At 60.9% G+C, this 17,421-nt stretch carries 16 protein-coding genes and 1 other RNA gene; 8 read left to right on the forward strand and 9 right to left on the reverse strand.

Going from position 1 to position 17,421, the window contains the following annotated elements:
- The first annotated feature begins 123 nt into the window (after nucleotides 1-123).
- From AC27VU_RS18830 to AC27VU_RS18840, 3 genes are all read left to right on the forward strand, one after another.
- Entirely contained in the window at nucleotides 124-2,124 is a 2,001-nt protein-coding gene (locus tag AC27VU_RS18830) for an acyltransferase family protein (protein WP_488724642.1), read from the forward strand.
- 69 nt (nucleotides 2,125-2,193) lie between these two features.
- Nucleotides 2,194-3,660 carry a 4-hydroxy-3-polyprenylbenzoate decarboxylase gene (gene ubiD, locus AC27VU_RS18835; RefSeq protein ID WP_003229330.1) on the forward strand — a complete coding sequence of 489 codons (1,467 nt, stop codon included), beginning with the start codon at nucleotides 2,194-2,196 and terminating at the stop codon, nucleotides 3,658-3,660.
- A complete protein-coding gene (locus AC27VU_RS18840) occupies nucleotides 3,660-4,628 on the forward strand; it encodes a CDP-6-deoxy-delta-3,4-glucoseen reductase (RefSeq protein ID WP_103483652.1) in 969 nt (322 codons plus the stop codon). The genes ubiD and AC27VU_RS18840 overlap by 1 nt, the downstream gene beginning before the upstream one ends.
- A gap of 23 nt (nucleotides 4,629-4,651) precedes the next feature.
- On the opposite strand, the gene AC27VU_RS18845 is transcribed toward AC27VU_RS18840, so the two are convergent.
- Nucleotides 4,652-5,128, reverse strand: a complete 477-nt coding sequence (locus tag AC27VU_RS18845) for a sn-glycerol-3-phosphate transporter (RefSeq protein WP_488724643.1) — start codon at nucleotides 5,126-5,128, stop codon at nucleotides 4,652-4,654.
- Nucleotides 5,129-5,482: 354 nt separating this feature from the next.
- Here AC27VU_RS18845 and AC27VU_RS18850 point away from each other — a divergent pair, with 354 nt between their 5' ends.
- Nucleotides 5,483-6,151 carry a gamma-glutamylcyclotransferase gene (locus AC27VU_RS18850; RefSeq protein ID WP_045122668.1) on the forward strand — a complete coding sequence of 223 codons (669 nt, stop codon included), beginning with the start codon at nucleotides 5,483-5,485 and terminating at the stop codon, nucleotides 6,149-6,151.
- On the opposite strand, the gene glpT is transcribed toward AC27VU_RS18850, so the two are convergent.
- Entirely contained in the window at nucleotides 6,127-7,476 is a 1,350-nt protein-coding gene (glpT, locus tag AC27VU_RS18855) for a glycerol-3-phosphate transporter (protein ID WP_003229323.1), read from the reverse strand. The genes AC27VU_RS18850 and glpT overlap by 25 nt on opposite strands.
- 226 nt (nucleotides 7,477-7,702) lie before the next feature.
- Here glpT and AC27VU_RS18860 point away from each other — a divergent pair, with 226 nt between their 5' ends.
- The gene (locus AC27VU_RS18860) at nucleotides 7,703-8,332 is read left to right on the forward strand and encodes a flagellar basal body-associated protein FliL (protein ID WP_488724644.1); all 630 of its coding nucleotides are present in this window, start codon (nucleotides 7,703-7,705) and stop codon (nucleotides 8,330-8,332) included.
- Nucleotides 8,333-8,509: 177 nt separating this feature from the next.
- Nucleotides 8,510-9,124, forward strand: coding sequence for an energy transducer TonB (locus tag AC27VU_RS18865; protein WP_488724645.1), 615 nt, complete (start codon nucleotides 8,510-8,512; stop codon nucleotides 9,122-9,124).
- A 90-nt stretch (nucleotides 9,125-9,214) separates the two neighbouring features.
- On the opposite strand, the gene AC27VU_RS18870 is transcribed toward AC27VU_RS18865, so the two are convergent.
- Complete coding sequence (locus AC27VU_RS18870) at nucleotides 9,215-10,192, reverse strand: NADPH:quinone oxidoreductase family protein (RefSeq protein ID WP_488724646.1); 978 nt, start codon at nucleotides 10,190-10,192, stop codon at nucleotides 9,215-9,217.
- A 150-nt stretch (nucleotides 10,193-10,342) separates the two neighbouring features.
- Here AC27VU_RS18870 and AC27VU_RS18875 point away from each other — a divergent pair, with 150 nt between their 5' ends.
- The gene (locus tag AC27VU_RS18875; RefSeq protein ID WP_103519715.1) at nucleotides 10,343-10,750 is read left to right on the forward strand and encodes a flagellar basal body-associated protein FliL; all 408 of its coding nucleotides are present in this window, start codon (nucleotides 10,343-10,345) and stop codon (nucleotides 10,748-10,750) included.
- Nucleotides 10,751-10,766: 16 nt separating this feature from the next.
- Here the strand turns inward: AC27VU_RS18875 and AC27VU_RS18880 are convergent, their stop codons facing one another.
- The 4 genes from AC27VU_RS18880 to AC27VU_RS18895 all read right to left on the reverse strand — a co-directional run bounded on the left by AC27VU_RS18880 (nucleotide 10,767) and on the right by AC27VU_RS18895 (nucleotide 16,144).
- The gene (locus tag AC27VU_RS18880; RefSeq protein ID WP_488724647.1) at nucleotides 10,767-11,885 is read right to left on the reverse strand and encodes an ABC transporter permease; all 1,119 of its coding nucleotides are present in this window, start codon (nucleotides 11,883-11,885) and stop codon (nucleotides 10,767-10,769) included.
- Nucleotides 11,885-14,611 (reverse strand): ribosome-associated ATPase/putative transporter RbbA, encoded by a 2,727-nt coding sequence (gene rbbA, locus AC27VU_RS18885; protein WP_488724648.1) that lies wholly within the window; start codon nucleotides 14,609-14,611, stop codon nucleotides 11,885-11,887. Before rbbA ends, AC27VU_RS18880 begins: the two co-directional genes overlap by 1 nt.
- On the reverse strand, nucleotides 14,608-15,573 hold the full coding sequence (locus AC27VU_RS18890; RefSeq protein WP_226500853.1) for an HlyD family secretion protein: 966 nt from the start codon (nucleotides 15,571-15,573) through the stop codon (nucleotides 14,608-14,610). The genes rbbA and AC27VU_RS18890 overlap by 4 nt, the downstream gene beginning before the upstream one ends.
- Nucleotides 15,574-15,694: 121 nt before the next feature.
- Nucleotides 15,695-16,144 (reverse strand): EVE domain-containing protein, encoded by a 450-nt coding sequence (locus tag AC27VU_RS18895; protein WP_003229310.1) that lies wholly within the window; start codon nucleotides 16,142-16,144, stop codon nucleotides 15,695-15,697.
- A gap of 197 nt (nucleotides 16,145-16,341) precedes the next feature.
- Between AC27VU_RS18895 and AC27VU_RS18900 the strand changes: the two genes are divergently transcribed.
- Complete coding sequence (locus tag AC27VU_RS18900) at nucleotides 16,342-16,497, forward strand: hypothetical protein (RefSeq protein WP_367086142.1); 156 nt, start codon at nucleotides 16,342-16,344, stop codon at nucleotides 16,495-16,497.
- Nucleotides 16,498-16,532: 35 nt separating this feature from the next.
- On the opposite strand, the gene AC27VU_RS18905 is transcribed toward AC27VU_RS18900, so the two are convergent.
- Both AC27VU_RS18905 and ssrS read right to left on the reverse strand, forming a co-directional pair.
- Nucleotides 16,533-17,138 carry a 5-formyltetrahydrofolate cyclo-ligase gene (locus tag AC27VU_RS18905; RefSeq protein ID WP_095137625.1) on the reverse strand — a complete coding sequence of 202 codons (606 nt, stop codon included), beginning with the start codon at nucleotides 17,136-17,138 and terminating at the stop codon, nucleotides 16,533-16,535.
- A gap of 80 nt (nucleotides 17,139-17,218) precedes the next feature.
- Nucleotides 17,219-17,397: non-coding RNA, 6S RNA (gene ssrS, locus AC27VU_RS18910), on the reverse strand.
- Nucleotides 17,398-17,421 lie beyond the last annotated feature (24 nt).

Consider the following 17,421-nt stretch of genomic DNA (forward strand, 5'->3'; position numbering starts at 1 on the left):
ATGGGAGGTTCTTGGTCTGGTAAGGTCTGTGATCGGGTAACTGAACAAACAGCGCTCGCGAGCCTCCGTTATTCAAGCTCAAGCTGTACAAAAAATAACCACCTGATTGGCATTAAAGATTTTATGAGCACACTCGCTTATCGAAGGGATATCGACGGCTTGCGGGCAGTCGCGGTGATCGCCGTGGTGCTGTTCCATTTTGGCGTCCCGGGGTTTACCGGCGGTTTTGTCGGCGTGGACGTGTTCTTCGTGATCTCCGGCTACCTCATCACCTCGATCATCTGGAACCAGCGTCAGGCGGGGCGTTTCAGTTTCGTCGAGTTCTGGGCGCGGCGTGCGCGGCGCATCCTGCCGGCGCTGTTTGCGATGATCATTGCGGTGCTGGCGGTGGGCTGGTTCCTGCTGGCGCCCAAGGATTACGAAGAACTGGGGCGCTCGGTGCGCTATCAGGTGACGTTCGTCTCGAACCTCCTGTTCATGCGTCAGGACGGCTACTTTGATGTCGCCTCCGACCTCAAACCGTTGTTGCACACTTGGTCGCTGGCGGTGGAGGAGCAGTTCTACATCTTCTTCCCGCTGCTGCTGACGTTGCTATCCAGTCGCCTGAAACACTGGCGGCTGGCACTGTTCGGCGTGCTGCTGGTGTCGTTCGGGCTGAGTGTGTGGGCGATCCATCATCACCCGGAAAAAGCCTTCTTCCTGCTGCCGATGCGCGCCTGGGAACTGCTCGCCGGGGCGATGCTGGCGGTTGCACCGCAACACGCCTGGCGCTTGAAGCCAATGGCTGCCCAGGCCTTGAGCCTGCTCGGCATGGGGTTGATCCTGCTGGCGGTGTTTGCCTATGACAAGTCGACGCCGTTCCCGGGTGTCACGGCGTTGCTGCCGGTACTGGGCGTGGTGCTGCTGATTCTGGCCAACGGTCATCGCGAAACCCTGGTGGGCCAATTGTTGAGCAGTCGGGTGATGGTTGGTCTCGGGCTGATCTCCTATTCCTGGTACCTGTGGCACTGGCCGGTGTTCGTGTTCTCCAGCTACGCCAGCGTCGATGAGCCGGGCGCGCTCGATACGGCCGGGTTGATCCTGCTGACCCTGGTGCTGGGTTATCTGTCGTGGAAATTCGTCGAAACACCGTTCCGTGAACGGCGCTTGCTCGCCGGGCGCCGGCAGATTCTGCTGGCTGGTTTCTGCGGGATTCTGCTGCTCGGTCTGGCCGGGCAAGCCTTGCGCTGGACCGATGGCCTGCCATGGCGCTTGTCCGAGCAGGCCCTGCAATACGCCAAGGGCCGCGAGTGGCGACCGGAGCTGATGGCGTGTCTGGCGGATGACAAGACGCCTGACGACAAACTGTTCTGCCATTACGGCGTGAAGGATCTACCGACCCGGGCACTGGTCTGGGGCGACAGCCATGCCACGGCACTGATCCCGGTGTTCGATGACGGTGCCAAGGCCCATGGCGTCAACGTGATCCTTGCCAGTTCTCCTGGTTGCATTCCGGTTGATGGATTGGAGTACGACGGAGTCTGTGCGCGCTTCAACAAGCGGGTCGAGCAGGGGCTGAAAACCCAGGCGATCAGCGATGTGGTGCTGGTCGCCCGCTGGAGCCTGTACCTGTACGGCGACGCCAAGGGCGATCTCGGTCATGTGCTGAGAACACCGGACGGCCGTTACGATCGCGCCGAGGCCGAGCAGCGTTTTGCCGCAGGCCTGCGCACTCGCGTGGCGCAATTGCGTGCGGCCGGGTATCGCGTATGGCTGGTGAAAGAGGCGCCGTTGCAGGCGTTCAGCCCGCCGTATCGGCTGACGCGGCTGGCGATGCTCGATCGTCCGGTGGATGACGTCGGTCTGGCCGTCGAGGCGCACCACAAGCGTCAGGTGTTCATCAGCCAGTTGTTCGCGCAGTTGGCGCAGAATGATCCGGCGGTGCGCGTGGTCGATCCGGCACCGCGGCTGTGTGATGACAAGGGCCTGTGCCACGCCGAACTCGGTGGGTATTCGCTGTACACCGATGACAATCACCTGTCCGAAGTTGGTGCGCGGTTTGTGGCGCCGATCCTTGAGCCGCTGTTTATCGGCCTGCAAGCCCGGGAAAACCTTGGCAAAGCGCAGACGAATGCAGCCAAGTAAGCAGCGACAGGCTGCCACAGGGCTGCATAGCAGGTAGGATGTACGCCTATTTTGAGGGTGCCATCGTCAATGAAATTCAAGGATCTTCGGGATTTCGTGCAGCAGCTTGAGCAGCGCGGAGAGTTGAAACGCATCCAGATTCCCGTCTCGCCGGTGCTGGAGATGACCGAGGTGTGCGACCGCACACTGCGGGCCAAGGGCCCGGCGCTGCTGTTCGAGAAACCCACCGGTTACGACATTCCGGTGCTCGGCAACCTGTTCGGCACTCCTGAGCGGGTGGCCATGGGCATGGGCGCCGAGTCGGTCAGCGAGCTGCGCGAGATCGGCAAGCTGCTGGCCTTCCTCAAGGAGCCGGAGCCGCCGAAGGGCCTGAAGGACGCGTGGTCGAAACTGCCGATCTTCCGCAAGATCATTTCGATGGCGCCGAAAGTCGTCAAAGACGCGGTGTGCCAGGAAGTGGTCATCGAAGGCGACGACGTCGACCTGGCGATGCTGCCGGTGCAGACCTGCTGGCCTGGCGACGTCGGCCCGCTGATCACCTGGGGCCTGACCGTCACCAAAGGCCCGAACAAGGACCGCCAGAACCTCGGTATCTACCGGCAGCAAGTGATCGGCCGCAACAAGGTGATCATGCGCTGGCTCAGCCACCGTGGCGGTGCGCTGGACTTCCGTGAGTGGTGCGAGAAGCACCCGGGTCAGCCGTTCCCGGTGTCCGTGGCGCTGGGTGCAGACCCGGCGACCATTCTCGGTGCAGTGACGCCAGTGCCGGACAGCCTTTCCGAATACGCTTTCGCCGGTCTGTTGCGCGGTAACCGCACCGAATTGGTCAAATGCCGTGGCAACGACCTGCAAGTGCCGGCCACTGCCGAGATCATCCTCGAAGGCGTGATCCATCCGGGCGAAATGGCCGACGAAGGCCCGTACGGCGACCACACCGGTTACTACAACGAAGTCGACAGCTTCCCGGTGTTCACCGTCGAACGCATCACCCACCGGATCAAGCCGATCTACCACAGCACCTACACCGGTCGTCCGCCGGATGAGCCGGCAATTCTCGGCGTGGCGCTGAACGAAGTGTTCGTGCCGATCCTGCAGAAGCAGTTTCCGGAAATCACCGACTTCTACCTGCCGCCCGAAGGCTGCTCGTACCGCATGGCCGTGGTAACGATGAAGAAGTCGTATCCGGGGCATGCCAAGCGCGTGATGCTCGGCGTCTGGTCGTTTTTGCGACAGTTCATGTACACCAAGTTCGTTATCGTCACTGACGACGATATCAACGCCCGGGACTGGAACGACGTGATCTGGGCCATCACTACGCGCATGGATCCCAAGCGCGACACGGTGATGATCGACAACACGCCGATCGACTACCTCGACTTCGCCTCTCCGGTGTCCGGCCTGGGCTCGAAAATGGGCCTGGATGCCACCCACAAGTGGCCGGGCGAAACCACTCGCGAGTGGGGCCGTGTGATCGTCAAGGACGACGCCGTCACCCAGCGGATCGATGCCATCTGGAATCAGTTAGGAATAGATTGATGCGTGTAACCCTGCAGCCCTCCGGAGCGGTGCTTGAGATACGGCCCGGTGAGCGGATTCTCGATGGTGCGCGGCGCCTGGGCTACGACTGCCCGCAAAGCTGCCGCAACGGTAATTGCCATGTGTGTGCGGCGCTGCTGGTGGAAGGCCGGGTCGAACAGGCCGGCAAGGTGCACGACCACGGCGAGTTCTACACTTGCATAGCCGAGCCGCTGGAAGATTGCATCCTGCTGTGGGATGGCGTGCTCGCGTTGGGAGAACTGCCGGTGCGCAGCCTGTCGTGTCAGGTCATCGAATGCCGGGACGTCGGCGGCGACACCTGGCGCGTGCGTCTGCGGGCGCCGGCCGGCAAGCCGCCGCGTTATCACGCCGGGCAGTACCTGATGATCGAGCGTGAGAGCGGCGAGAAGTCGGCGTTCTCCATGGCCTCGGCGCCGCACGGCGGGCGCGATCTGGAAATCCACGTACTGGCCCGCGAAGCCAGTGCCCTGAGTCTGATCGAGCAACTGCAGCGCAACCCGCTGGTGCGCGTCGAATTGCCGTTCGGTGACACTCACCTCGCCGAATTGCCCGACGGGCCGCTGGTGCTGATCGCCGCCGGTACCGGCATGGGCCAGATCCACAGCCTGATCGAACACTGCCGTGCCAACGGCTTCAAACACCCGGTGCATCTGTATTGGGGTGTACGCCGTCCGGAAGATTTCTACGAGATCGAGCATTGGGACGAATGGTTGAAGCTGCCCAATCTGTTCCTGCACAAAGTCGTCAGCGACCAGTGCGGTTGGGAAGGGCGCTGCGGGATGTTGCACCAGGCCGTGTGTGAAGACTTCGCCGATCTGAAGTCCCTGCACGTCTACGCCAGCGGCTCGCCGGCGATGGTCTATGGCACGCTGGATGCGTTAGTTGAAGCCGGCATGGATGCACACCAGATGCGCGCCGACGTATTTGCCTACGCGCCTCGATCCTGATCCGTGCGAATTGAGCCGCGCCCTTAGAAACGCACGCCGGTCGTCACCATCGCCGCATTGGCGCCGAGAAACACCAGCTCGGCGGCCAATGGGCCGTAGTGAGTGCCGACGGACGGAATGATCACCGGCGCAACGCCGTAGCGGTTCAACGGAATCTTGTCCTTGTAATCACCGCGATAGCCCTGCAACAGCCCACCCGTGACTTTCAGATACACCGGATACTCGCTGCTGTCATAGCGTTTGCCGGCATAGGCGTAATTCGATCGCTGGCGGAACGAGTTACGGAAAGTTGCCCCGCCAAATACCCAGCCGGAAGCCTGATTGCGTTCGATGCCGATCAAGTCCTGATGATTATTGTGTTCGGGGTCGGGCGAATAATGTCGGGTGTAGACACTGGTCTGTGCATACCAGAAGCCCTGGTCTTTTTGAGTGTCATCCTCGGCCAGCGCCTGGTCGGTTTGAATCAATAGCAATGCGGCCAAAAGCTTTGGTTTCTTCATTGTGCAGCCTCGGTTAAACGGGATGGCTTGCGCCAGAGGAAGGCCGTTATACGTAGGCGTTCAGCGACGGGAAAGACAGAAAGTCCGACAGTTTAGTAGGAAGATTCCTGCGCTTTCTTGAACCAATCCTGAACAAGCGAAGGCTTATGCATATTTCATTCGGGTATTTAAGATATTTCGGCAATGGTATTAGGCTATATGAAACCGCATAGCGTTGACTGATACACCCGATTTAGCGCTATCGAGCAGGTCATACATCCTTTAGCACTTTTCGTTTTAGATTTACTGCTATATGTTCTATCGAACGAATTGCGCTTACATCTTGTAATACTTGCGGGGCCGAACACTTCCGTCATGACAGCCATAGAATCTGCTTTTCTGAATCTGGCTTATCCTCCGCGGCTCGATCTGGGGCCGCAGCTCACTCACGAACAACTTCTCGCTTCCATGCAATCGACCATGGCGCGCCACAAGGGCGGGCCGGTGTGGCTGTTCGCCTACGGGTCGCTGATCTGGCGCCCGGAATGTTCGGCGGTGGAGCGAGTGCGCGGGCGGGTGCATGGCTATCATCGCGGTTTGTATCTGTGGTCGCACGAGCACCGTGGGACGCCGGAAATGCCCGGGCTGGTGTTCGGTCTGGATCGCGGCGGTTCGTGCAGCGGCTTCGCCTATCGGCTACCGGAAGAGAATCTCGACGCTGCGCTGTACGCACTGTGGAAACGCGAGATGCCGTTCCCGTCCTATCGCCCGCACTGGCTCAACTGCCGTCTTGAGGACGGTAGCCAGGTTCAGGCGTTGGGGTTTGTTTTGGAGCGACACCTGCCCAGCTATGCCGGCAACTTGCCGGATCATGTGCTGAGTCAGGTGTTCGAAAGCGCTTGCGGGCGCTACGGCACCACTCGCGATTATGTCGAGCAGACTGCCCACGCCCTGCGCAGCCACGCCATGCCGGATCGAAATCTGGAGGCGCGGCTCAAGCGCTGTCAGTCAAAAGCCGATCAGGCGACGGCTTCACGACTCTGACTGGCGACTTGTTTGTGCCATAGCGTCGGCGCCAGGAAGGCCATCGACAGCAGGCAAGCGCCCACCAGCAGCACGAAACCACCGTCCCAGCCGAAGTGGTCAACGGTGTAGCCCATCGCCGCACTTGCCGCGACCGAACCACCCAGATAGCCGAACAGACCGGTAAAGCCCGCTGCCGTACCGGCGGCTTTCTTCGGTGCCAGTTCCAGCGCCTGCAGGCCGATCAGCATCACCGGGCCGTAGATCAGGAAGCCGATGGAGAACAGCGCGATCATGTCCACGGTCGGGTTGCCGGCCGGATTCAGCCAGTAAACCAGGGTCGCAACGGTCACCAGCGCCATGAACACCATGCCGGTCAGGCCACGGTTGCCACGGAAGATCTTGTCCGACATCCAGCCGCACAGCAGCGTGCCCGGAATGCCCGCCCATTCGTAGAAGAAGTAGGCCCACGAAGTCTTGTCGACGTCGAAGTGCTTGGCTTCTTTCAGGTAGGTCGGCGCCCAGTCCAGTACGCCGTAACGCAGCAGGTAGACGAAGACGTTGGCCATGGCGATGTACCAGAGCATTTTGTTGCGCAGCACGTATTTGACGAAGATTTCCTTGGCACTGAATTCGTCTTCGTGGCTGGCGTCGTAGCCTTCCGGGTAGTCGTTCTTGTACTTTTCGATCGGCGGCAGGCCGACCGATTGCGGGGTGTCGCGCATGGTGATGAAGGCAAACACCGCCACGCCCAGCGCCACCGCTGCCGGAACGTAGAAGGCTGCGTGCCAGTCATTGAACAGGCCCATGCCGATCAGGAACAGCGGGCCGATCAGGCCGCCGCCGACGTTATGCGCCACGTTCCATACCGAAACCACGCCGCCACGTTCCTTCTGCGACCACCAGTGCACCATGGTGCGACCGCTCGGCGGCCAGCCCATGCCCTGGGCCCAGCCGTTGATGAACAGCAGGATGAACATCATGGTCACGCTGGACGTCGCCCACGGCGCGAAACCGAAAATGAACATCACTCCCGCCGACACCAGCAGACCGAACGGCAGGAAGTAGCGCGGGTTGGAACGGTCGGAGACCAGGCCCATCAGGAACTTGGACAGGCCGTAGGCAATGGCGATGGCCGACATCGCCAGACCCAGATCGCCACGGCTGTAGCCCTCGTCGATCAGGTACGGCATGGCCAGCGAGAAGTTTTTGCGCAGCAGGTAGTAACCGGCGTAACCAAAGAAGATACCGGCGAAGATCTGCCAGCGCAGGCGTCGGTAAGTACTGTCTATTTTTTCTTCAGGCAATGGAGCCTGATGTGCGGCAGGTCGAAAGAAAGCAAACATTCAAGAGCTCCAGATTTCTTGTTTTGACTGCGGATGCGAATGTTACAGTTTCGTTACCGAAAATAGCACCGGTTCGCATCGGCAAAACAGCGGAAAATGTTGGAAGTCGCACGTTCTTTTACGAACCTGTCGCTCAGCTGTAAGAACAGGGCGTTTTCACCCCTTATCAACATTGGGTGACTTAGACTCGCGGCCCGTTCAGCCGATTGATCAGCCGAGATAAGAAATGTCACTGAAGGTTCGCATGTTGGTGCCGAGATTTTTGGTGGCGGCTGGAATCGCCGTTGTCATGCTGATCTTGATCGTCACTGATCATCCGGCCCATTCCGGTCTGCGCAACGCCACGGTGCTGATCATTCGGCACGCGGAAAAGCCGGATGCGGGATCGCTACTCAATGCCCGCGGCGAACAGCGTGCGGCCGCCTACGTCGACTATTTCAATCCGCTGAAACTCGACGGCCAGACGCTCACCCCCCAGCGCTTGATCGCTGCCGGCGACACCCCGGAGAGTTCGCGTTCGCGCCTGACGCTGACGCCGCTGTCCGAGCGTTTGAAACTGCCGATCGAGCAGCCCTACATCAATGGCGATCTCCATCAACTGGTCGGCTTGTTGCGCAAGAGCAATCAGGCGCCAACGGTGCTGATCGCCTGGCATCACGGCCATATCAATAAGCTGATCAAGGCTTTCGGCGGCGACGCGACAGCGCTGATGGGACAGGAAAAATGGCCGGATGATGTATTCGACTGGCTGATCGTCCTGCGCTTCGATGAGAACGGGCGACTGATCCCGTCTCGCAGCCATAAAGTGCAGGAACACCTGTTGCCGGGCGACCTCACTGGTGCAAACGGCGGTTAAAAGTCCGTCAGAAAATGTACCTGAAGCCCTTTGCGCAGGGGGCTGGCCAGAATTCCCACCGAGATCAGGAAAAGTCCTGCATCGTAAAGCGAAGCTGCGCCATTCAGTTAAAGGACCTTGCTCCGTAACCTTTCTGTAGTTGCCGAACAGGCATTTCACTAGGGAAGGGGCGGGATCATGCGATGGTTTTTTGCTGGGCTTTTATTGATGATCTTCAGCCTCGCGCTGGCAGCGGAAGGGTTGCTCATACCCGAAAACAATCCCATGCCGTTTTACCCCAAGGTGTTGTCCAGAGCCGGGGTCGAAGGCGAGGTCAGGGTCAGCTTCATCGTCAAGGCGGATGGTTCGGTCAGCGGGATCAACATTGTGCAAAGTGCTCATCCCGACCTGGCCGAGGTGGTCAAAGATGCGGTAACACAGTGGCGATTCAAACCCTGGACGGTAGCGGGAGAGCGGCCGGCGGAGCAGTCGGTCGTTGCGCCGATAGTCTTTCGCCTGGATCTGGATCAGCCGATCGACATCAATCAGTGGCTGAAGTCAGTTAAGTGTCACGTCATCAATGGCGGTTTCAGAAACATGCCAGAGCACGCGTTGGTTGACGCGAAGGTGTTCGACTACACCCGTGCGTACATTTCGAACGTGATCCACAAGAGTCAGTTGGCCTATGAGCAGCGACTGGCGATCATCGCCGAGATGAACCGGCGCGTACCGATGATCGTCAGGGGCTGCCGGGAAAACCCTACGCGTAGATACATGAGTTTTCTGCCGGGGGAGGTTCGTGATTTGCTTTGACAGGTGGCGACGCAGCGCCGTTGAGGGTGACGCTGCGTCGCTGCTGTGCGCGGCTCAAGCCGGTTGCGGGAAGTCACCGGCCTGAAAAACTCAGCGCACCTGCACCACCACCTTGCCCACAGCCTTGCGTTGCCCCAGATCATTGATCGCCTGCGCCGCGTTGCTCAGCGTATACACCTGCGACACCAGCGGTTTCAACTTGCCCTCGGCGAACCAACTGAACAACTGCTGGAAGTTCGCCGCGTTGTCCTGCGGCTGGCGCTGGGCGAAGGAGCCCCAGAACACGCCGACCACTGCCGCGCCCTTGAGCAGGGCGAGGTTGACCGGCAGTTCGGGGATGCGCCCGCTGGCGAAGCCGACCACCAGCAGGCGGCCGTTCCAGGCGATGGCGCGGATGGCCTGGTCAAACAGGTCACCGCCGACCGGGTCGTAGATCACGTCGGCGCCCTGGCCATCGGTAAGGCGTTTGATTTCGTCCTTGAGGCTGGTTTCGCTGTAGTTGATCAATTCATCGGCGCCGGCGGCCTTGGCCACGGCGAGTTTTTCCGCGCTGCTGGCGGCGGCAATCACCCGGGCGCCCATGGCTTTGCCGATTTCCACCGCCGCCAGACCGACGCCGCCGGAAGCGCCGAGCACCAGCAGGGTCTCGCCCGGTTGCAGGTTCGCGCGCTGCTTGAGGGCGTGCATCGAAGTGCCGTAGGTCATGCTGAACGCCGCAGCGGTATTGAAATCCATCGACGTCGGGATCGGCAGCACGTTGTAGCCCGGCACGGCGACCTGTTCGGCGAAGCTGCCCCAGCCGGTCAGGGCCATGACCCGGTCGCCGACTTTCAGATGGCTGACTTTCTCACCGACGGCGCTGACCACGCCGGCCGCTTCGCCCCCCGGAGAAAACGGGAAGGGCGGCTTGAACTGATACTTGCCCTCGATGATCAGCGTGTCCGGGAAGTTGACCCCGGCGGCGTGCACCTCCAGCAGGATTTCGTTCTTCTTCGCGACAGGACTGGCGACGTCTTCCAGTACCAGCGATTCGGCAGGGCCGAAGGCTTTGCACAGCACGGCTTTCATCAGGGCTATTCCTTTGGGAGTGATGGCCGATAAGTGTAGGTGTGTCAGTCAACGGGTCAACGAGCATGCCCGGCCCTGATAGTCAGCCATAAGCTTGTGCTTGCGCGGCGGGTCGTTATGCTAGGCCGCAAACCGGATAAGGAGCGAATTGTGAAAGCGTGGATCATGTTGTTGCTGGCCCTGTCTCTGCCTGTGGCAGCGCTGGCCGAAGAAGCCAAAGAAGGCGAGGCGCCGAAGGTCAACTACATCACCCTGAACCCGCCGTTCGTGGGTAACTACGGGCTGGACGGCACGCCCAAGCTGAAGGTCTACAAGGCCGACGTGGCGCTGCGTGTGACGGGCGACGAGGCGACCAAACTGGTCAAGGCCAACGAGCCGCTGATCCGCAATCAACTGGTGGCGCTGTTTACCCAGCAGACGACCGAGGCGATGGGCAGCATCGAAGGCAAGGAGAAACTGCGTCAGGAAGCCCTGAAGCAGACTCAGCAAGTGATGAATGACGAGACCGGCAAACCGGTGGTTGAAGATCTGTTGTTCAACAACTTGATCATTCAGTAACCACGCTGGCCGCTGTTCAGGACGCCAGGCTTTTGCGAAAGCGCGCCAATGCGATGACGAAGAACAGCAGGCCGATAACCGTCAGCGCCAGCAAGTCCGGCCAGACCACGCTCAGCCCGGCATCGCGAAACAGAATCGCGGCGCTGAGGCTGACAAAGTGTGTGGACGGCGAGCCCTGCATGACCCATTGCAGCCACTGCGGCATGCTGTCCAATGGCGTGCTGCCGCCGGACAGCAGCAACATCGGGATGATCACCGGAATCGCCAGCAGACCGAACTGCGGCGTCGAACGCGCCAGCGTCGCCAGAAAAATGCCCAGCGCGGTACTGGCAAACAGATAAACCGCAGTCACCAGCAAAAACAGGCTCATCGAGCCGGCCAACGGCACGCCCAACGCGCCTTTGACCACTACCTCCAGCGACAGCCAGGTGCACAGCACCACCACCAGCAGGTTGCTCCAGATTTTCGCCAGCATGATTTCCAGCGCCGTCAGCGGCAGCACCAGTAAATGGTCGAGCGTGCCGTGTTCGCGTTCGCGCAGCAGCGCCGTGCCGGTGAGGATGATCGCCAGAATGGTGATGTTGTTGACGATCTGAATCACCGCCAGAAACCAGCCACCCTCCAGATTGGTGTTGAACAGGGCGCGAGTAGTCAGTTGCACGGGCGCCTTGGCCGCTGCGTTGCCCTGACCGGCATAGTCGAGCAATTCGCGCTGGAAGATCCGGCCGATGTAGCCGGCGCCCATGAACGCTTGGCTCATGGCTGTGGCATCGACGTTGACCTGAATTGCCGGTTGCCGCGCGGCGAGCAAGTCGGTTTGAAAGCCCGCCGGAATATTGATCACGAAGGTGTACTGACCGCTGTCCATGACCTGATCCAGTTGCGCGTAAGGCAGCAGCACCGGCGTCTGGAATTCCGGCGGCTGCAGGGCCTGGGCCAATTGGCGTGAAAGGGCGCTGTGGTCTTCGTCGACGATGGCCACGCTGGCGTTGTGCACGCCGATCACCGAACCGGCGGCGGGCATGTAGATCGCCACAGTGAAAGCGTAGAACAGGAACAGCAGCAACACGCTGTCATGGCGCAGGCTGGTCAGTTCCTTGAGTCCCAGACGCAGGATGTGCGCGAACTTGTGCATCAGGCCTCCTGCTTTTTCAGCATGATCAGGCTCAGCCCGGTGAACCCGACAAAGAACCCGAACAGCGCCAGGCACTGCGGCCACAGCTGACGCAGGTCCAGTGCTTTGGTGAACGTGCCCACCGCAATGTCGAGGAAGTGCCCCGCCGGAAACAGCATGCCCATCACTGCTGCCGCACCTTCCAGTGAAGAGCGCGGCACGATCAATCCGGAGAACTGGATGGTCGGCAGGCTGGTGATGATCATGGTGCCGAGGATCGCGGCGATTTGTGTGCGGGTGAATGCCGAAATCAGCAGGCCCATGCTGGTGGTGGCCAACACATACAGCAGTCCGCCGAATGCCAGCGTCAGCAGGCTGCCCTTGAACGGCACGCCGAACAGCCAGCGATTCATCGCCACCAGCACTGCGAGGTTGACCAGACTGACTAGCAGGTACGGCGCCTGTTTGCCCAGCAGAAACTCCAGACGGGTCAGGGGCGTGGCGTAGAAATTGGTGATCGACCCCAGCTCCTTTTCGCGGACGATGCCCAGCGCCGTGAGCATCGCCGGAATGAAGGCGAGGATCAGCGCCATGACCCCGGGGCCGATGGCGTTGACGCTGACCACGTCCTGGTTGTAGCGAAAGCGGGTTTCCAGACTAGCGGCCGCCGGGTGGGCCAGCGCGGGGCTGCTCTGCTCGGCCAGCTGTTGCAGATTGCCCAGGTGCACGGCTTCAACATAGTTACGGCTGGTTTCGGCGCGAAACGGCATGCCGCCATCCAGCCACGCCGCCACGGCGGGTTGGCGCCCGGCGTACAGATCGCGGCCGAATCCGGGGGGAATCTCCAGCACCAGTTTTATTTCCGAGCGTTGCAGGCGCCGGTGCAGTTCCTGCGGGTCATGAATGGCCGGCTGTTCGTCGAAGTACCGGGAGCCGCGAAACGCCTCCAGATAAGCTCGGCTTTGCGGTGTCTGATCCTGGTCGTACACGGCGAACGCGAGGTTTTCCACGTCCAGCGAGATGCCGTAACCGAAGATCACCATCATGAAAATCGCCCCGGCCAAGGCGAACGCCATGCGCACTTTGTCGCGCAGCAGCTCCTTGCCTTCGCGACTGGCCACGGCCAACAGGCGACCGAGGCTGAAACCGTGCTGGGGCACGGGGGTTGTCGCAGCGCTTGGCGGCGCCATTTGCGGCTCGGTCACAGGCGCTGATGCCTGAGCACCCTGAGCCTGTTCCAGGCAGGTGACGAAGGCCGCTTCCAGCGTCTCTCCCGCAAACTGGCGTTGCAGCGCCGCCGGGGTGTCGCACGCGAGGACCTTGCCGGCGTGCATCAGTGAGATGCGGTCGCAGCGCTGCGCTTCGTTCATGAAGTGCGTGGAGAGGAAGATCGTCACGCCTTGCTCGCGGGACAACTCGATCAACAGTCGCCAGAAGTCATCGCGAGCCGCCGGATCGACGCCGGAAGTCGGCTCATCGAGGATCAGCACTTCCGGGCGGTGCAGCACCGCCACCGCCAATGACAGACGTTGGCGCAGTCCCAATGGCAACGCCCCGGAAGGCTGGTCGGCGACAGCAAGCAGATTGAAGCGCTGAATCAATGCCTCGATGCGTTGTGCACTCTCGGTTTTTGGCAGATCGAACAGCCGCGCGTGCAGCTCGAGGTTCTGCCGCACACTCAGTTCGCCATACAGCGAAAAACTCTGCGACATGAAGCCGACCCGCTTGCGCGTGGCCAGATCCTTGGCGTTCACCGGGTTGCCGAGCAGCGTTGCACTGCCTTCGCTGGCCGGCATTAACCCGGTCAGGACTTTCATGGTGGTGGTCTTGCCGCAGCCGTTGGAGCCAAGAAAGCCGAAAATTTCGCCACGCCCAATGGCAAAACTGACGTGATCCACAGCGGTGAAATCGCCGAAGCGCAGCGTCAGATCGTGGGCTTCGATGGCGATGTCGCTGCTGTTGCCGGTGCGCGGTGGAATCACCAGCGGTTGAGCGTCGTGATGGCTGTCACCCTGAAAATGAGTGAAGGCGTCGTCGAGCTTGCCGCTGGAGGTGACGGTCGCCAGCTCACGACTCAGGCCGGTGGCGATCAACTTGCCGGCGTCGAGCATCAGGCAATGCTCGAACTGCTCGGCTTCTTCCATATAGGCCGTGGCAACCAGCAGCGTCAGTTGCGGGCGCTGGCGTCGCACATCGTCGACCAACTCCCAGAAGCGCCGGCGCGAGAGCGGGTCGACGCCGGTGGTAGGCTCATCGAGGATCAGCAGATCCGGTTCATGGATCAGCGCGCAGCACAGCCCGAGTTTCTGCTTCATGCCGCCGGACAACTTGCCGGCGGGGCGCTCGGCGAACTTCAGCAGATCCGTGGCGAGCAGCAGGCTATGCATGCGTTGCTCGCTTTCAGCCTTGGACAGGCCGAACAACGTCGAAAAGAACTGGATGTTTTCGCGGATCGACAGCTCGGGGTACAAGTTGCCGCCCAGCCCCTGCGGCATGAAGGCGATGCGCGCATAGAGTGTGTCGCGATGCCGGCGATCCTCGATCGCGCCACCGAGCACCTCCAGTTGCCCTTGCTGTAAGGTCTTCACGCCGGCAATCAATCCCAGCAGGCTGGACTTGCCCGCACCATCGGGGCCGATCAGCCCGCAGCGGGTGCCGGTGGGCAAGCTGAAGGCAATGTCGCTCAGCGCTTGCTGTTTGCCGTAGCGGTGGGCGATACCGTTCGCTTGAACCGCAAGGCCGCTCATTGCAGATTGGCCGGCCATTCGACGGGCGCGATCCGCACGTAGCCGGCGCCGGGCATGCCGGGTTTGGCCTGCGGCACGGCGCTGGGCTGGACCAGGCGCAGCTTGACGCGGAACACCAGTTTTTGCCGCTCGTCCCGGGTCTCGACCTCTTTGGGGGTGAACTGCGATTTGGCCGCGACGAAACTGATTTTTGCCGGCAGCGGTTTATCGGGCAAGGCATCGAGCAGCACTCGCGCCTCGTCGCCCACCGCCAGGCGTCCGGCCACCGCGGCTGACAGATAGAGGTTCATGTACTGGTCGTTGGGATCGATCAGCAGCAAGACCCGGCCCCCGGCCCCCAGCACTTCGCCGGGCTCGGCCATGCGCAGCTGGATCACGCCATCAATCGGCGCGCGCAGACTGCTGTCGTCAATTTCGCTGGTCAACTGCGCGACTTGAGCCTGTGCCGCGCCAATCGCCGCACTGACAGCAGACACCTGGGCCCGGGCGGCGACAACGGCGGCATTACCGGTGCCAAGACGTGACTGCAGTTGATCGATGATTTGCGCGCTGACATAACCGTGCTTGAACAGTGATTGCGAACGCCCGAGCTCTTGCTGGGCCAACAACAGCTCACTCTGGCGCAATTGCACATTGGCCTGAGCGGCGTTGAGATTTTCCCGGGCGCGCAACACTTCGGCTTCGGCCTGATTGCGCTGGGCTTCGAGGGTTCGGGTGTCCATGCGCGCCAGCAGTTGCCCTTTACTGACCTTGTCGCCTTCATCCACAAGCACCTCGGCGAGGCGCCCGGGAGTCTTGCTGGCGATCTGCACTTCGGTGGCTTCCAGCCTCCCGTTGCCCATCGACAGCCCTTCGACCAGGCGGCTGCTGATGGACATCCAGTAACCCAATCCGCCAGCGGCGGCGAGTAACACCAGGAGCGAACCGGCGTATACAAGTGAAGAACGGCTGTGCGTCGACATGGGGGCATCCTGCGGCAGTGGCTTGCAGTCTGACTGTTCAAGCGTTCCGTTCGCTTGATGTCAGTCAAATGAGCGTCAAGCCTAGCCCCTTTTGTCGGTAAAAACCGTGACCGGCAAGTTCTCAGCGCAAGCCGAGCACGGCGGCCCACTGTTCGGCTGTCACCGGCATGACCGATAGACGACTGCCTTTTTGCACCAACGGCATTTCAGCCAGGGCGGTCTGCTGTTTCAGATAATCGAGCTTCAGCACCCGGGCAAACGTCTCGACATGTGCAACATCGATTGCGCTCCAGGCGTTTTTCTCTGGCGTGGCCTTCGGGTCGAAGTAATGGCTCTCGGGTTCCAGTGCGGTGGGATCCGGGTACGCCGCCTCGATTATTTTGCCGATTCCGGCGATACCCGGCTCCGGACAACTGGAGTGGTAGAAAAAGAACTCATCGCCGACCGCCATCGCCCGCAGGAAATTGCGCGCCTGATAGTTGCGAACCCCGTCCCAGCGCGCTTTGCCGAGTTTCTCCAGATCTTTGATCGAGAGTTCGTCGGGCTCGGATTTCATCAGCCAATAGGCCATGTCTTTTGCTCCTCAAGCGGTCATTGGGCAGGTTGTCGGGCAATTTTATGACAAACCGACGGTCGGTTGACGTCAGCGTTTGCGCCGAGGTTCACGTTGTCGCAAAATGCCGGCCTTTAAAGCTTGACGCTGCTGCACGGCCTACGAATGGAAACCGCTGCTGTCATCGTGATGATGTGCCTTGAGGGGGGCAATCGATGAAACGCAAACCGGATTTGCTATGGACTTTGGTTATTTTGTTCGGCCTTGGCGTCGTGACCACCGGTTACGCGCAAAGTCTGTGGACGAGCAAGACCGATGCTCCGGTTGAAGTCGCGCAACAGGTCCAACAGTCGAGCGCCTTCAAGCGCTGAAACTGCCTTCCCGACGCCGCTGATCTGCGCGGCGTCTATCCCGCGAAATACCACGCCTTATCGGTGACCGTGCCTTGCAACGGTACATCCCAGCTGGCCTGCGCCAGGCGTTCGACCTTCTGACATTCATGGGCCAGGCCCAGCAACGTCGGCTTGCGCCAGTTTTTGCGCCGGGCCAGGTACGCCAGACTGCGATCGTAGAATCCGCCGCCCATCCCCAGGCGTCCGCCAACATCGTCAAACCCCACCAGTGGCAACAACACCAGATCCAGGGTCCAGATCTTGCGCTGATGGGCCAGATTGGCTCGTGGTTCGAGAATGCGGAAGCGGTTGGGCTTGAGCTTGTCGCCGGGGCGAATCCGCTGGAACACCATTTTGGTTCGCGGCCAGGCGCTGAGCACCGGCAGGTAGGTGGCCTTGCCGCGGCGCTGGGCTTCGCGCAGCAGCAGGCGCGGATCGATTTCGCCATCGGTGGGCAGGTACAGCGAGATGTGTCTGGCCCGGCGGAAGTGCGGGTCTTGCGCCAGTTGGCGGAACAAGCCTTTGGCGGCCTGCCGTTGTTCACCGGGAGTCAGTGAGCGGCGCGCCTTGCGCAGCAGGCGGCGGAGTTGCGGGCGGGGCAGCAGCGCAGGTTCGGTCATGGTTCGGCTTCGGCAGGTGAGGGCGAAAACGCACGCATAAAAAATCCGATGCCGGCAAAAACCGGCATCGGATTCGAATCAGGCTCCCCGGATGAACCGCTGTCAACTTAGCCCTTGAACCCGAAAGTTCAAGGTGGAAGATGCAGTAGACTTTAAGGCTTTCCGTCTGGCGGACATGCACACCAGCCCAACGTGCAACTTCCAGGGTAGTGCGAATCGGCTCAGGGACATCGTCAACTGGCAAGCACCCCAGGGAGTGCGGCGAGTATACCTCAAGCGGCCT

It is taken from the genome of Pseudomonas sp. 14P5.3.2, from assembly GCF_057799175.1.